Annotated in this window: 17 protein-coding genes; all 17 read left to right on the forward strand. The window is 52.8% G+C overall.

The genetic code is table 11. The annotated features are described in order from the left end of the window. The coding region (locus tag HOJ95_02960; protein MBT6393644.1) for an acetolactate synthase large subunit at positions 1 to 676 on the forward strand (676 nt) is incomplete at its 5' end. Then, complete coding sequence (gene ilvN / locus HOJ95_02965; GenBank protein MBT6393645.1) at positions 673 to 1,176, forward strand: acetolactate synthase small subunit; 504 nt, start codon at positions 673 to 675, stop codon at positions 1,174 to 1,176. The genes HOJ95_02960 and ilvN (HOJ95_02965), both read left to right, overlap by 4 nt. Continuing rightward, the gene (ilvN, locus tag HOJ95_02970; protein ID MBT6393646.1) at positions 1,176 to 1,697 is read left to right on the forward strand and encodes an acetolactate synthase small subunit; all 522 of its coding nucleotides are present in this window, start codon (positions 1,176 to 1,178) and stop codon (positions 1,695 to 1,697) included. The genes ilvN (HOJ95_02965) and ilvN (HOJ95_02970) overlap by 1 nt, the downstream gene beginning before the upstream one ends. 2 nt (positions 1,698 to 1,699) lie before the next feature. Beyond that, entirely contained in the window at positions 1,700 to 2,338 is a 639-nt protein-coding gene (locus HOJ95_02975) for a phosphatidylserine decarboxylase family protein (GenBank protein MBT6393647.1), read from the forward strand. 19 nt (positions 2,339 to 2,357) lie between these two features. Then, complete coding sequence (gene pssA, locus HOJ95_02980) at positions 2,358 to 3,173, forward strand: CDP-diacylglycerol--serine O-phosphatidyltransferase (GenBank protein MBT6393648.1); 816 nt, start codon at positions 2,358 to 2,360, stop codon at positions 3,171 to 3,173. A 135-nt stretch (positions 3,174 to 3,308) separates the two neighbouring features. Beyond that, on the forward strand, positions 3,309 to 5,648 hold the full coding sequence (locus tag HOJ95_02985) for an LPS-assembly protein LptD (GenBank protein ID MBT6393649.1): 2,340 nt from the start codon (positions 3,309 to 3,311) through the stop codon (positions 5,646 to 5,648). A gap of 189 nt (positions 5,649 to 5,837) precedes the next feature. Then, a complete protein-coding gene (locus tag HOJ95_02990; GenBank protein ID MBT6393650.1) occupies positions 5,838 to 6,797 on the forward strand; it encodes an SDR family oxidoreductase in 960 nt (319 codons plus the stop codon). A gap of 391 nt (positions 6,798 to 7,188) precedes the next feature. After that, a complete protein-coding gene (locus tag HOJ95_02995; protein ID MBT6393651.1) occupies positions 7,189 to 7,488 on the forward strand; it encodes a JAB domain-containing protein in 300 nt (99 codons plus the stop codon). Between the two features lie 95 nt (positions 7,489 to 7,583). Continuing rightward, positions 7,584 to 8,168, forward strand: a complete 585-nt coding sequence (locus HOJ95_03000) for an SIS domain-containing protein (protein ID MBT6393652.1) — start codon at positions 7,584 to 7,586, stop codon at positions 8,166 to 8,168. Then, the gene (gene rfaE1 / locus HOJ95_03005; protein MBT6393653.1) at positions 8,165 to 9,631 is read left to right on the forward strand and encodes a D-glycero-beta-D-manno-heptose-7-phosphate kinase; all 1,467 of its coding nucleotides are present in this window, start codon (positions 8,165 to 8,167) and stop codon (positions 9,629 to 9,631) included. Before HOJ95_03000 ends, rfaE1 begins: the two co-directional genes overlap by 4 nt. Further along, positions 9,628 to 10,641 (forward strand): ADP-glyceromanno-heptose 6-epimerase, encoded by a 1,014-nt coding sequence (gene rfaD, locus HOJ95_03010; protein MBT6393654.1) that lies wholly within the window; start codon positions 9,628 to 9,630, stop codon positions 10,639 to 10,641. The genes rfaE1 and rfaD overlap by 4 nt, the downstream gene beginning before the upstream one ends. Before the next feature lie 74 nt (positions 10,642 to 10,715). Then, a complete protein-coding gene (locus tag HOJ95_03015) occupies positions 10,716 to 11,552 on the forward strand; it encodes an MBL fold metallo-hydrolase (GenBank protein ID MBT6393655.1) in 837 nt (278 codons plus the stop codon). Continuing rightward, entirely contained in the window at positions 11,549 to 12,853 is a 1,305-nt protein-coding gene (locus HOJ95_03020; protein MBT6393656.1) for an adenylosuccinate lyase, read from the forward strand. Before HOJ95_03015 ends, HOJ95_03020 begins: the two co-directional genes overlap by 4 nt. 76 nt (positions 12,854 to 12,929) lie before the next feature. Next, positions 12,930 to 13,643, forward strand: a complete 714-nt coding sequence (locus tag HOJ95_03025) for a phosphoribosylaminoimidazolesuccinocarboxamide synthase (GenBank protein MBT6393657.1) — start codon at positions 12,930 to 12,932, stop codon at positions 13,641 to 13,643. A 98-nt stretch (positions 13,644 to 13,741) separates the two neighbouring features. After that, the gene (purS, locus tag HOJ95_03030) at positions 13,742 to 14,023 is read left to right on the forward strand and encodes a phosphoribosylformylglycinamidine synthase subunit PurS (protein ID MBT6393658.1); all 282 of its coding nucleotides are present in this window, start codon (positions 13,742 to 13,744) and stop codon (positions 14,021 to 14,023) included. Then, positions 14,023 to 14,715, forward strand: a complete 693-nt coding sequence (gene purQ, locus HOJ95_03035) for a phosphoribosylformylglycinamidine synthase subunit PurQ (protein ID MBT6393659.1) — start codon at positions 14,023 to 14,025, stop codon at positions 14,713 to 14,715. Before purS ends, purQ begins: the two co-directional genes overlap by 1 nt. Continuing rightward, a partial coding sequence (locus tag HOJ95_03040; GenBank protein ID MBT6393660.1) for a phosphoribosylformylglycinamidine synthase II occupies positions 14,712 to 15,319 on the forward strand: 608 nt, incomplete at its 3' end. The genes purQ and HOJ95_03040, both read left to right, overlap by 4 nt.

Genomic DNA, 15,319 nt, shown 5'->3' on the forward strand with positions numbered 1-15,319 from the left:
ATGGCTCACCAAGGTTGAATCATGGAAGCGTGATTATCCTCTTCAGTACGACTGGGACGGCTCCATCAAGCCACAGTATGTCATCGAGCAAATCCAGGAAGTTTCAGGCGGCAATGGCATCTACGTTTCAGGTGTCGGGCAACACCAAATGTGGGCCGCACAATTTATAAAATTCAACGAACCGAACTCGTGGGTCTCCTCCGGTGGATTGGGGACGATGGGATTCGGCCTCCCGGCGGCAATAGGCGCTAATGCAGGTAGACCGGACAAGGAAACTTGGCTAATCGATGGGGACGGCAGCTTCTCGATGAGCCTTGTTGAACTGGCGACGGCGGCCACCTACAACATTCCCGTCAAGATTGCGATTCTAAATAATACCTATCTTGGGATGGTACGGCAGTGGCAAGAACTTTTCTTTGACAAGCGTTACTCACATGTACACTACCCAACGAATCCGAACTTCGCGAAAATCGCAGAGGGATATGGTGTTCGGGGATTCGACATTAAGGACGTAGACCAAGTTAGGAGTACGCTTGAGCAAGCGGCTGAGATCGACGGTCCGGTCGTGATGAATTTCCATGTAAATCAAGAAGAGAACGTCTGGCCGATGGTCCCGTCCGGCGCTGGAAACGATGAAATGCAACTCGGGCCCAAAGATGCGGAAAAATTAACATGAGACAAGTATTTTCAATCCTTGTAAATAACCATGCGGGAGTCCTTTCACATGTTTCAGGTCTTTTCGCACGCCGCGGCTACAACATTGAAAGTATTGCGGCCGGACCGACGGAAGATGAAGAAGTAACGCGTATCATGATTGTCGCATTTGGAGAAGAGGATAAACTTGAGCAGATTACCCGACAGTTGCGCAAGCTTTACGATGTGCGCGAGGTAAACAAGCTCAGCTACAATCGCTCCGTTACACGTGAACTTGTACTCGCCACTGTCGCAGCCGACTCTGAAAGGCGCGCAGAGGTCTTACAAATTGCCAATGCCTTCGGAGCCAGCATCGTCAACATATCAGATTCCAGCGTCACCCTGGAGGCGAGCGGCAACGACCACAGGACGAGGATACTAATCAAGGCCCTCGAGAAATATGGGATATCCAACATGGCGCGTACGGGAATGATTGCTCTTCCCTTTGATGGCATGTCAGAAGATTGGGAGCCACTTGCCTGATGTCAAATAACGGCGCAGAAAAAACACACACATTTGCAGTGCTTGTCGAAAACAAATTCGGCGTCCTTGCTAAGGTCGCGAGTCTTTTCAGTGCACGAGGCTACAACATCGACAGCCTCTGCGTCGGTGTGACCCAAGATCCTAGTGTTTCCCGAATTACATTGGTAACGAGCGGCGATGTCCAGATACTTGAGCAAATTCGAAAACAACTCAGCAAATTAATAGACACGATCAAAGTACTTGAGATGGACGAAACCGAGACAGCAGAACGCGAACTCGTTCTCATCAAAGTAACAGCACCAAAAGAGAAACGCTCTGAAGTACTTCAAATCGTCGAAATATTCCGGGCTCGCACAATCGATATTTCCGTCGAATCCCTGACCATCGAAGTCACCGGAGATGAAGGAAAGATTCACGCCATACTGGAGCTTTTGCGTCCACATGGCATCAAAGAAATCGCACGCACAGGCAAGGTCGCGCTGAGCCGTGGCGCCAAAACTTTAAAAAGCACAAAAAACTGACTATGTCCCGACAGCCTTCTAATCACCGTTTCCCTGTCGCACGAGAAGGATGGGGCTATACCATTGGCCTTCTTGTCTTAGGGCTCATTTCCACACTTCTAGGCGGAACGAGCTGGGCGATTTTTTATTTTCTATTTGCGCTATGCGTCGCTGCATTTTTCAGGGACCCCAAACGTATTCCTCCCTCTGAGACAGGCATCGTCGCCTCTCCAGCCGACGGCAAGGTGATTGCCATAGAAGATACTGAAAATGGCGGAATAATGGTCGGCATATTTCTCGCCGTTTACGATGTCCACATCAATCGCTCCCCCGTGGCGGGCACTATCCAGGAGACGAAATACAAACCGGGCCAGTTCTTGGCTGCTTTCAATAAAAATGCTGCCGAGGCCAACGAGCAAAACGCTATCGACATTTTGAGTGATTCGGGAGAGAATTTCCGAGTAGTTCAAATTGCGGGGCTTATCGCACGTCGTATTGTTTGCTGGCGTGGTGAGGGTGATACAGTTTCCCTGGGTGAGCGCTTTGGACTTATTCAGTTCGGCTCCCGCACGGACCTCCATTTGCCGCCCGGCTATAATGTCTCGGTCTCAATCGGGGAGCGAGTCCGCGGAGGAGAAACCGTAATTGCAAGATCACCTTAAAGACAAAATTCGTACTCAAATCGAGCGTGGGAAGCGCAAACGGAAGCGCCGCCGACGTCCCCGGCTCAAGCGTGGCATTTTCCTTCTCCCTAATTTATTTACCACAGGGAGCCTTTTCGCTGGCTTCTATGCCATTATTGCCGCTATTCAGATGGATTTTTGGTGGGCTTCCCTTGCTATACTCATATCGATCGTATTTGACGGCCTAGATGGGTCTGTCGCCCGCCTAACCAAAACATCAAGCCCATTTGGCCTTCAATATGACTCTTTATGCGATTTTGGCGCTTTCGGTATTGCTCCAGCGATACTCGTCTACAATTGGTCACTGGCCCCGTTCGGTCGAATCGGTTGGCTGGCAGCCTTTATCTTTGCAGCTTGCTCGGCGCTTCGGCTGGCACGTTTCAATGTATTTACACAATCATTGGGCCCGACAGCCGATTTCCGAGGACTACCCACCCCGGCCGCCGCAGGCGTCTTAGCATCATGGGTTTTCCTAGCAGAACATTACAGCTTTGATACACTCACCCCTCCCACGCTTCTCAATGCCGTACCAGCATACATCCTTGCATTCCTGGCCTATCTTCTGGCTTTTTTAATGGTCAGCACGGTTCGATATACAAGTTTCAAGGATCTTGGGGGACGTCTTCAGAGACCCTTCCGCGTACTCGTTGGTGCAGTTTTAGCTCTCTTCGTCGCAGCGGCTATTCCCCAGGTTGTTGCTTTCCTGGTCATGGCTGCATATACGGCATCCGGGCCAATTCTTTACGTCAGACGCTATCGCAATGCAAAATTTACCCCAGCCCCATCAGAAACGATTATCAACGAATCCCAATAGCTAGGTTTTCCGTTGTCATCTTCGTCTGAAGGGGGCATAATTCGCTCATCCCTACCGTAATGTAAAATAAGTCGGTGGGTATTTTTTCCGCCTCTCATTGTCCTACTCTCCATCCATAAATGGTTTATAAGAACAATGCGCGGCTTTTTATTATTGAATAAATGCTCCTTTTTCATTCGCAAAGGTCTTCCCATTTGGCTAACCTGTTTTAGTCTATTATTTTTTCTCGCCCCGGCGATTGGCCAGGAAAATACTCCCTCTCCTCAGGCATCTCCCGGTTTCACCCCTCGCAACCCAGATACTTCAGGCAAAGAGGAACTAAAGTTTTTACGTGACCCCAAGGCCGCCGCTGCTGTTTCGGCCGATGAACTATTGGAAGACAGGGAGCGAAAACGTGTCATCGGACGAGGGTTTGCCGACTTAAGATATCTTGGCAAGCGGGTACAAGCCGACCATATTGAGGTCCAAACCGAGACCCGGGATGCCGTTGCCACTGGAAATATTATTTTCCAGACGGAAAACGACCGCATCGTAGGAAGCCGTATCGATTTCAATCTTGACAGTGAAAAGGTAGTTATCCACGACGCCCGGGGATATATCGGAGCCACCTATTACATAACGGGCAACGTTATTCGCCGAATCGCCGAGGACCGCTATGAAGTAATCAACGGAACTTTCACCACCTGCGAGGGAGACAAACCAGACTGGGCCTTTGTCACAAAAAAAGCTACTTTCCAGGTAGAAGGATATGCTCACCTCCAAGCACCTTTGATAACTCTTTCTGGCATCCCGGCCGCCGCCCTTCCCTATGCCATCCTTCCCATCAAAACCAAGCGAACGACTGGTTTTTTGATGCCCGGCCTCGGCTACGGAAACAAGAACGGAATGCAAGTTTCTCCCCGATTTTTTTGGGCCATCAACAGATGGTCGGACGCCACGTTCGGAATCGACCGTTATACGCGCCGAGGAACACGCCTTCTCGGGGAATATCGCTACAACCTCAGCGATAATACTACGGGACAGATTCAGGGAAATATATTCAAAGACTCAAGAGAGAAAACAACGTTATGGGATATTAACGCTTTACACATCACTCGATTCCCTAATGACAACAGCGAATTCAAGGCAGTAATTGAACAAGCCTCCAGGAGAAAACTAGACCGCTCTCTTGAGGAGGGTCTTGATGAGCGTGTTCGTCAGGACACGGACACCCGCCTGACTTTCACCAAAGACCTCAAGGATATTCCAGGCCAAATTTCCCTCGCCATGAGACGCAAAGAGGGAATCCGTGAAAACAATGGCCAGTTGTTTCAAAAGTTTCCCGAACTATCCCTTGACATTAATCAGGCCGAAGTCGGCACTAGTGTTTTCAGGTACAGCCTCAATTCCTCGGCCGTTTCTTTTTATCGAGTCGAAGACGACAAAACAACCACTCTCCAGCGTGTAGATGCCAAACCAACTATATCGATGCCAATCCAGACGGTACCCTGGTTGGGCGTCACGTCAAATTTCGGACTCAGATACACCTACTGGACCGATCAAAAAAAGGGCGGCGACGTCAACGATAATCCCGGTCGCAATGAACAAGAAACCTCTCCCTTGGCCCGGGAAATGTGGTTCTCCTCGCTCAATGTCGTAGGCCCCCGATACAGCAAGGTATACAATGGTGAAATTGGTCCGTTTAGGGATTTCAAACACATCTTTTCTTTTGAAACTCAATACTCATATACCCCGACAATGGATTCGAATGATCGAAAACTGATTATCCCGATTGACGAAGTGGACAGCTTTGAAGACCAAAATACGATTCAGTATGGAATCGTCAATCGAATCCTAACGAAATTAAAAAAAGGAGATGGTTACGAAACCCGTCAATTATTAACAGCCAAACTACAACAGACTGCAGATATCGCCGAAGCCAGACGGGAGCAAAGATTAAGCACAGAGCCAAGGCGACCTTTCGGTAACCTAACCTTGAATATCCAGTCGAACCCAATTCCGATGCTTCAATTCAGACATGAGACCACTTATAATGTTTATGAAGGCGAGGTTGACGAACATTCCTCGGGCCTACTCATCGACGGCGGAAGAAATTGGTATCTGGGTCTTGACCGAACTTGGGGTCGCCAAAGAAATGGAATCACAGCTCCACGAGAGGGGCAAAGTGACATCAATTTTTCCGCTGGCTATGGGATTACACGGCAATGGTTCGCCGAATACCTCACCCGAATCAACAAATTCGAAAACACCACACTGGAGCAAAGCGTAATCCTTCGCTATAGGGGATGTTGTTGGGGCTTCAACCTAACGCTCACCGACACACAGGATACGAGCGAAGTCTTTTTCACCTTTATCCTCCGGGGACTTTTCGAAGGGGAACAAGCCCCCACATTTAAGCGCAGCCGTCTTGTCAGCAAAAAAGGGCGTTTTTTCGGGCGTGGTGCCCTCACCCCCTATAATTTCAACGAACCATGAGCTATGACTTTATAGTTTGAATTGAACACTCGTATGAACTACAGGAGAATACTGGAGTATCTATTACAATCGAATATAATTGCCAAGGAACCTGTTTTTCACATTTATTTCGCAAACCTAGAATAGAACTTGAGCGGTAGGTCCTTGCAATTACATTGATCATTGACACCCCTCGGGAAAGGGCATTAAGTGAGAATTGTTGTAACAGGAGGTGCTGGTTTCATTGGCTCACATTTATGCGAAACGCTCCTTACTCAAGGAAATGAGGTCGTATGTATAGATAACTTCCTCACTGGAAGGCGACCACACACAGAAGAATTGTCCAAGCGTCATGGAGATCTTTTCTCACTTATTGATCGTAATGTGAGTGAACATATTCTCGTCGAAGGTCCCGTGGACGCCATTTACCACATGGCTAGCCCCGCCAGCCCAATCGACTACCTAAAGTACCCCATACCCACTCTTAAGGTTGGCGCTCTTGGAACACACAATGCCCTTGGATTGGCGCTCGCGAAAAACGCAAAATTCCTCCTCGCATCAACATCCGAAGTCTACGGGGATCCTGAAGTACACCCCCAACCTGAGAGTTACTGGGGAAACGTCAACCCCATTGGCCCACGAGGAGTATATGATGAGGGAAAACGTTTCGCTGAAGCCATGGCGATGGCCTATCATCGCTTTCATGGCCTTGATATCCATATAGTCCGAATATTTAACACTTACGGCCCGCGTATGCGCTTGATGGATGGCCGAGCTATCCCCGCGTTTCTATGCCAAGCTCTTCGTGGTGAGCCACTTACCATCTTCGGGGATGGCACCCAGACTCGAAGTTTTGGCTATATCTCAGATCTTATTGACGGTCTTATCCGATTGATGAATAGCGATTTTCATGAACCAGTAAATCTCGGCAACCCCACCGAGATGACAATCCTTGAGTTGGCCGAGTGCATTCGTGAAATCACAGGCACCTCCGCTCCTATTGAATTCCATTCACTTCCTACGGATGACCCTAAAATTCGTAAACCCGACATTAGCAGAGCAAGACAGATTTTAAACTGGGAGCCCAAAGTGCCGCTCGATGAAGGTTTGCGCTATACCATAGAGGATTTCCGCCAGCGCCTTGACCGTGGAGAGGAGAGCACTGCTTGATGTTCAGACGCTAGATCAGGTATTGACCCGATTCTGAGCGCCCAAGGGAAAGACTTCTCGAAAAGGGCGCTGAAACGCTGAGCGATGCCCAGCTTTTAGCAATTATACTTAGGACAGGAGATCAGGGAGTATCCGCCCTCGACCTAGCGATTCAATTAATCACCCGCTTCGGTGGATTTTCAGGCATTGAACAGGCATCAATCCCTGAACTGTCGAAACTCAAAGGCATAGGCCTAGCCAAAGCTACTCAAATCAAGGCTGCCATCGAAATTTCACGAAGGGACGAGAGAGACGAGGGAGCAGACAAACCAGAATTTCATTGTGGTAATGATGTTTATAAATATTTTTACCCGGCCTTGGACACCTTTCTTATGAAGAATTTCACGTTCTCATGCTCGATACGAAACACCGCCTCAAGCGCGATATCATGGTCGCACGGAGAACCCTTTTGAGCACATCCGTTGACCCACGCGAAGTATTTAACGCTGCGGTGAGAGAAAAATCTACGGCAATCGTATGTAGCCATAATCATCCCAGTGGGGATCCATTGCCTTCTCCCGAAGATAACGCGCTAACGACTAAGCTCCGGGAAACAGGGAAATTCTGGGAATTTCCCTTCTTGACCACGTTATCGTTGGTCGGCAGGGATTCTATAGTTACGATGCGAAAATGTGAGCACCTTGAATTGTAGAATAAAAATCAGCTAAATTGCTAATAGGTGACCGCCTTTCACTCGCATCCCGCTCAAACCAAATTTATTCGGTTGTATAACCTACGAGGTGCTTCTTGAATTTTTCCGCTCGCGAGTTCATGGCTGATCGTGCCAAAAAATTCAGCATCCTCTCCGACAGCGACTTTACTGCCAACATTGAGGCGATATCGGAAAGTACGCTGGATTCCCTTCAGCGTGGGGGAAAAATTTTGGTTTTCGGCAATGGCGGCAGCGCCGCACTAGCTACTCATTTTTCAGGTGAGTTAACAGGCCGCTTCCTTAGGGAGCGCCGTCCACTTCCCGCTATTTCACTTACGGTGGATACGAGCGCCTTGACTGCGATTGGAAACGATTATGACTATAGCAGAACCTTCTCCCGCCAATTGGAAGCTCACGCGAGCCAAGAAGATTTAGCCTTGGGATTGACCACAAGTGGAAATTCTCCAAATGTTGTTTTAACCCTTAAAAAAGCAAAGGAATTAGGAATTCGCTCTGCTGTCATGACCGGCAAATCGGGTGGACTTGTGGCAGAAGTGGCAGATATTGTGGCTATTGTCCCCTCTGAGGAAACCGATTTCATCCAAGAAGCACACGAGGCGGCAATTCACTATATTTGTCACAAAATCGACGATTTATTTTGCGAGGGCCCAAAAACGTGAGTGGTACTATTTCAAGACTTGCAGAAGGGTGCCAGGATATCCTCGTAATCGGCGATCTCATTCTGGATCGCTATATTTGGGGAGAAGTCGAAAGAATCTCTCCCGAGGCACCTGTCCAGGTCCTCAAATGGGAGCGGGAGGAACAGGTTCTCGGCGGGGCGGCCAATGTTGCACATAATCTTTCCACCTTGGGCTGCCCGGTTCGCTTAATGGGTCTGATCGGTGAGGATGCCGATGCTGATCGTTTCGAAGAGCTCACCAGAGTGGCAGGCATCGATACACGATACGTCACTAGAATACCGGGCAGACCCACTGTTACAAAAACCCGCTTCATAGGCAGAGGCCAGCAGATCCTTCGCTTAGACCGCGAGGATGACAACCCGCAACCAGGAGAATTAGAAGGACCGCTTTTAGCCAACCTCACAGAAGCTATCGAGGGCGCGGCGGGAGTCATTTGCTCGGACTACCTCAAGGGCACGCTCTCGCCCGGGCTCATGAGCAAGGTGGTCGATGCCGCAGGCAGGGCGAATATCTCGATCATCACCGACCCAAAAGGCGGTAACTACTCTAAATACAAAGGCGTAACAGCCATCACCCCTAATTTAAGCGAGGTCGCCCTCGCCACCGGCATGCGCCTCGACACCGAGGAGGCCATTGATAGCGCCGCCCATTCCCTTTTCGAGCAATTGGGAACCCAGTACATTCTCATCACACGTGGTGCCGGCGGCATGACTCTGTTTGGAAAAAACGGTCGCCTCTCGAACGAGCCCGCAAATGCCCTTGAGGTCTATGATGTAACCGGCGCTGGCGACACGGCGGCAGCCCTTTTCTCCCTCGCCCTTTTTCAGGGCGAATCACCCGTCAGCGCAGCCGAGATCGCCAACACGGGGGCAGGCATCGTCGTTGGCAAAGTTGGCACCGCACCCGTGAGCGCCCTTGAGATAGAGTCCGCCATGTCCTCGGGGGGACGAAACAAAATCCTCTCCCGCGAGGAGCTTGGCAGGCATCTTGAAATGGAGCGCGCCAAGGGCCGCAAAGTCGTCTTCACGAACGGCTGCTTCGACCTGCTTCATGTCGGACATATCCAATACCTCCAGCAAGCCAAAAACCTGGGCGACCTTCTGGTCATCGGCCTCAACGACGACGCCTCGGTACGCAAATTAAAGGGTGAGGGGCGGCCCCTCATAGAGGAAAAACAAAGGGCACAACTCATGAGTGCCCTTGAATGCGTCGATTTCATCGTCTTCTTCTCGGAAGATACGCCCAAAAAATTACTTGAAACCCTCAGGCCGGATATTCTCGTAAAGGGCGGAGACTACACGCCGGATGAAGTAGTCGGGCGAGATTTGGTCGAGTCCTATGGCGGCCGCCTGGAGGTTCTGCCTTTCGTTGATGGCGTCTCAACCACAAGCATCGTGAACACGATTATCGAGCGCTACAAACAGGACAACACTCCGGCATGAATTCAACGGTCAACCATGCTGCACCCGTAATCGTCACCGGCGCGGCTGGCTTCATAGGGGCCCGCCTGGCGTCCCGGATCGCTCGGGATGGCACACAGGTCATAGCCGTGGACGAAACACACCATTTCGAGGCGCGCGCCGAGATCGCCTCGCTTTATCAAGGTGCCCCGCCCCATCGAATCATCGGCATGAATGACCTGCCCGATTGGCTCGATGGCCCCGACTCTAATGAAATCTCGGGAATCCTCCACCTCGGTGCCTGCACAGATACAACCGAGTATGACGAGGGTTTTCTCGAAAAAGTGAATACCGCCTACACGCGCAGGCTCTGGGAAATCGCCACGCGACGAAAAATCCCTTTCCTCTACGCGAGCAGCGCCGCCATCTACGGCGACGGCTCCAGTGGATACGACGACGAAACTCATCCCGAAGAATATGAGCCACTCAACCCCTACGGAGACTCGAAACACCGATTCGACATCTGGGCCCTTGGCGAGAATATCGAAAACCGACCGCCCACCTGGGCCGGGTTTCGATTCTTCAACGTCTACGGATTCGGCGAGGCACACAAGGAAAAGATGTCCAGCGTGTTCTATCAAGCATTCGTGCAAATCCTGGAGCGAGGCGAGGTGTCCCTGTTCCGCTCACATAAACAAGGGGTTGCCGACGGCCACCAGAGCCGTGATTTTATTTACGTCGAGGATGTGGTGAAAGTGCTCGTGCACGCTTGGCGAAAGGGCCTTCCTGATGGCATATACAACCTAGGGACCGGCCAAGCCAGGACCTTTCTCGACCTGACGAATGCGGCCTTTGCCGCGATGGGACGTGAGCCCAAAATAAAATTTATCGACACGCCCCCCAATATTCGCTCTCGGTACCAATATTTCACCGAGGCGAAGATGGACAAACTAAATCGTAGCGGCTATACGACTCCTTTCACCTCTCTTGAGGATGGAGCCAAGCTTTATTGGGAGCGGTTGAAGAAAGTGCTGACCCCGCAGGGGGACTGAGGGTCAGTAGATTCAAACTCGATTAAAAAAAACAGAACTGGACACACCCTTCGCCCACGAAGGAATGTATACCCTTGGAAATTGCTCTTCTCGGAAGCGGGAGCCGGGGCAACTCGGTGCTGGTGCGCTCTGGCGATTCATCTTTTCTAGTTGACGCCGGACTTAGCGCCCGGGAAATCACAGCTCGCTTGGCGCTTAAGGGAATCTCGCCAAACGATTTGCAGGGCGTCGTCCTGACCCACGAGCACTCCGACCACATCCGGGGCGTAGGACCCCTCGCCCGGCGCTTTAACCTGCCGGTATGGACAAACGAGGCGACCCTCGAGGCGGGGAAACAGAACCTTGGGGCCCTTCCCCACTGGGTCCCCATCGAAATCGGCGTTCCCTTTACCATCGCTGATGTCGAACTATCACCTTTCAGTATTCCACACGACGCGGCCGACCCGTTCGGCCTTACGCTCAAATCAGGCCAGGGCTACCGGGTGGGCCTGGCAACGGATATTGGCTTTCCCACCCAGCTAATTCGTTCGCACTTGAGGGGGCTCAACGGTCTCGTACTCGAATTCAACCACGATGTCGCCATGCTGATGGATGGACCCTACCCCTGGACAGTGAAACAACGGATCAGGGGAAAACTGGGCCATCTGAGCAACGTTGATGCCGCAGGCCTCCTTGATGAGGTCGCCTCCCACGATCTGGAGTGGGTGATATGCGCCCACATAAGCCAAGAGAACAACGAAACAGAAGTCATCGTCCAGGAGGCACGAGGGGCCCTCACCGGCGCATCGAGCCTTCTTAGCCAACCATCATCAGCCGCGCTTTGCGTGGCGACCCAGGTCGAGCCAACGCCACTGTACGGCCCGGCCGGGCAAATCGTGCCAAGTGCCGGAAACCTGGAGGAAGCGCCTTGATCCCGCGCTATACCCGCCCTGAGATGGGGAAGATTTGGGAAGAGAAAGAAAAGCTCCAGCGCATGCTGGATGTCGAAATTGCCGTCTGCGAGGAACTTGCCGCGCGCGGCGAAATACCGGCAGAAGCGCTCGATGCCATAAAATCGAAATCCGCCTTCGACCCCGAGCGAATCCGCGAGATTGAGCGGGTGACGAAGCATGACGTTATCGCCTTCCTAACGAACGTCGCCGAAAACGTGGGGCCCGCCTCCCGTTATATTCATCTCGGACTCACAAGCAGCGATGTCCTCGACACCGGCATGGCGCTGCAGCTTGTCTCGGCTGGCGGGCTTATCATCGAGGGTATTTCAAATTTACTGGACACCCTCCGCCGCCGCGCCCTTGAGCATCAGCGCACCATCATCGCAGGCCGCTCTCACGGCATGCACGCCGAGCCAACAACGCTGGGTCTCAAAATCGCTGGTTGGTTCACCGAGTTCGAGCGCGCCGAGGTGCGAATGAGGAACGCCAGAGAAGGGATCCGTGTCGGTCAGATTTCGGGTGCCGTAGGCGTCTGCCCCCACATCGCACCCGATGTCGAGGAGGCAATCTGCCGCCGCCTGGGGCTCCAGGTGGACCCGGTTAGCTCCCAAATCATCCAGCGAGACCGCCACGCAGAATACATGACGGCCCTCGCCCTGATTGCCGCCAGCATTGCTCGCGTGGCCACCGAGGTTCGCCACCTTCAGCGCACCGAAGTAGGCGAGGCAGAGGAATACTTCAGCCCGGGCCAAAAGGGAAGCTCGGCCATGCCTCATAAGCGAAATCCGGTCGTCTCTGAGCAATTGAGTGGCCTAAGCCGTCTTGTGCAGTCAAATGCGATGGCGGCCCTTCAGAACGTCCCGCTGTGGCATGAGCGCGATATCTCTCATTCGTCGGTCGAGCGCATTATCGTTCCCGACAGCGTGATTCTTGTCGATTACATGATTAATAAGCTCGATAACCTTATGGATAAATGGGTCATATATCCTGAGCGCATGAAAGAAAATCTTGCTCGCTCAGGAGATCTACTGTGTAGCGAGCACGTTATGCTGGCCCTAATCGGAACGGGACTCACACGTGAGGAGGCCTACGGGCGAGTCCAAGGCCCTGCCATGGAAGCCTGGGCCGACAAAAGTGATTTCCGGGCGAAATTGACCACTAACCCTGACGTAGGGGGCGTTCTCGGAGAGGAGACGCTCGCTCGTTGCTTCGATCAAGACGAGCATTTCAAGAATATTAACGCAATCTTTGAACGTGTTTTTGGATCCAATTTGAAGTGATCTTTTCGGCGCGCCATATGGTAGGATTCCCCCTCTTTTGGGGCCCCACTAAACGCCTCGCAATGGAGTGATGACAATGGAAAAAAGAGACCAGCTTTACGAGGGCAAAGCCAAGATACTCTACGAAACAGACGACCCGGCCTATCTCATCCAGTTTTTCAAGGATGACGCTAGCGCGTTCAACGCAAAAAAACTCGGGTCCATTGAGTCCAAAGGCCTATTCAACAACAAGATTTCCACGCGCTTGTTTCAGGAAGTCGAGGCCAAGGGCATCCCCACGCATTTCGTAAAAAATCTCTCCGAGCGCGAGATGCTCGTGAAGCGATGCGACATCATCATGGTCGAGATCGTGCTTCGCAATATTGTTGCCGGAAGCCTGGCCAAGCGCATGGGCGTCGAGGAGGGCACGAAACTCCCTCATCCGATCATTGACTTACATCTTAAAGATGACGCGCTCGACGATCCGCTTATCAACGAGGATACGGTTTCTGCCTTCGAGTTGGGCACCCGCGAGGAAATAGCCGAGGCACGCGAGTACGCCCTCAAGGTGAACCAGATACTCATCGAGTTTTTCGGCTCCCGAAATATAGACCTCGTTGATTTCAAACTGGAGTTTGGCCGCTGCCCCGCCGAGGGCGGCAAAATGCTTCTCGCCGACGAGATTACCCCCGATGGGTGCAGACTGTGGGAGAAAGGCACTGGCCGTAAAATGGACAAAGACCGTTTCCGCCGTGACCTAGGGAACATCGAGGCCACCTACGCTGAAGTTGAGCGCCTGGTAACCTCCTGAGGCACGAAAAACAGAAAAAATCATCGCTAATTAATTTCGCCGCTGCCCTCCGCCCAGTTTGATGCGGGCAGTGATCGAACTAACCATCCGGAGCCAGGGTGGCAAAAGCTCTCGTCTACATCACATACAAAAGCGGCGTACTCGACCCGCAGGGGTTGGCTGTCAAAGGTGCGCTCACATCTCTGGGCTTCGGGAATGTCAACGATGTTCGCGTGGGAAAATACATCGAAATAGAGCTTGAGGACGCGCCGCCCGAGGAGCTGAGGGCCGAGGCCGAAAAAATGTGCGCCGAGCTTCTCGCCAACCCTGTCATTGAAAACTACCGGGTGGAGCTGCCCGGCGACGCTGACCACTCCGACCCGCCCGCACCGGGGACCTGATGCGCTTTGCCGTAATCGTTTTTCCAGGCTCGAACTGCGATCATGACTGCCACCATGCGGTGAGCAGCGTCCTCGGCCATCCCGCCGCCCTCCTGTGGCACAAGGATACCGATCTCAAGGGCGCCGACGTCGTCATCGTCCCCGGCGGCTTCAGCTATGGCGACCATCTGCGCGCGGGCGCCATTTCGCGCTTCTCCCCCATCATGAAAGCCGTCGCCGCCCATGCGGCCGGGGGCCGGCCCGTCATCGGCATCTGCAACGGTTTTCAAATTCTGGCCGAATCAGGTCTTCTCCCCGGCGCCTTGCACCGAAACACCTCCCTTCGCTTTATTTGCGAGAATGTTCACGTACGTTGTGAGACCTCGCGCACACCGTTTACCCGAGACATCGAGGTGGGCGAGAGACTCCAGATGCCGATTGCGCACGGCGATGGGAATTATTTTTGCGACGAGAAGACGCTCGCCATACTTGAGGACAACGAGCAAATTGTCTTCAGGTACTGCGATGCAGAGGGCGCCCTTACGCCCGCCAGCAATCCAAACGGCTCAAAATCGAGCATCGCCGGGATATGCAATCGGGAGGGAAACGTCGTCGGTTTGATGCCCCACCCCGAGCGAGCCTGCGAGAGCGCCTTTGGCAGCGATGACGGACTTCGCCTATTCTCCTCGGCCCTCACCGCGGCGGTGTCATGACCCCTCCGGTGAAAGAGATGGAAACCCACCTCACCATCGCGCTGGAGCACGGCCTCACCGAGGCGGAGTGGGAGCACATCCTCAAGGCGCTGGACAGAAAACCCACCATGACCGAGCTTGGCATCTTCTCGGCCATGTGGAACGAGCACTGCTCCTACAAGAGCAGCCGGGTTCACCTCAAAAAATTCCCCACCACCGGCCCCCGCGTTCTTCAGGGCCCTGGCGAGAATGCCGGCGTCGTGGATATCGGAGACGGCCTCGCCGTCGCCTTCAAGATGGAGAGCCACAACCATCCCTCCTTCATCGAGCCCTACCAGGGCGCAGCAACCGGCGTGGGCGGCATCCTCCGGGACATCTTCACCATGGGCGCACGCCCCATTGCGCTTCTCGACAGCCTCCACTTCGGCGCCCCGGACCATGAACGAACCCCCTACCTCGTGAACGGCGTCGTCTCCGGCATAGCGGGCTACGGCAACTGCATCGGCGTTCCCACCGTGGGCGGGGAGACACATTTTCACCCCTGCTACAACGGGAATATTTTGGTCAACGTCATGTGCGCAGGGATTATGAACGCCGATGAAATCTTCCTCGGCACAGCGGCGGG

Source organism: Nitrospinaceae bacterium (assembly GCA_018669005.1).
GTDB lineage: Bacteria > UBA8248 > UBA8248 > UBA8248 > UBA8248 > UBA8248.

What these genes read in the sequence shown, in the direction of transcription:
- ilvN (MBT6393646.1), top strand. Translation starts at nt 1,176, where the DNA reads ATGTCAAATAACGGCGCAGAAAAAACACACACATTTGCAGTGCTTGTC.
- HOJ95_02995 (MBT6393651.1), top strand. Translation starts at nt 7,189, where the DNA reads ATGCTCGATACGAAACACCGCCTCAAGCGCGATATCATGGTCGCACGG.
- HOJ95_02985 (MBT6393649.1), top strand. Translation starts at nt 3,309, where the DNA reads ATGCGCGGCTTTTTATTATTGAATAAATGCTCCTTTTTCATTCGCAAA.
- rfaD (MBT6393654.1), top strand. Translation starts at nt 9,628, where the DNA reads ATGAATTCAACGGTCAACCATGCTGCACCCGTAATCGTCACCGGCGCG.
- ilvN (MBT6393645.1), top strand. Translation starts at nt 673, where the DNA reads ATGAGACAAGTATTTTCAATCCTTGTAAATAACCATGCGGGAGTCCTT.
- purQ (MBT6393659.1), top strand. Translation starts at nt 14,023, where the DNA reads ATGCGCTTTGCCGTAATCGTTTTTCCAGGCTCGAACTGCGATCATGAC.
- HOJ95_02975 (MBT6393647.1), top strand. Translation starts at nt 1,700, where the DNA reads ATGTCCCGACAGCCTTCTAATCACCGTTTCCCTGTCGCACGAGAAGGA.
- HOJ95_03025 (MBT6393657.1), top strand. Translation starts at nt 12,930, where the DNA reads ATGGAAAAAAGAGACCAGCTTTACGAGGGCAAAGCCAAGATACTCTAC.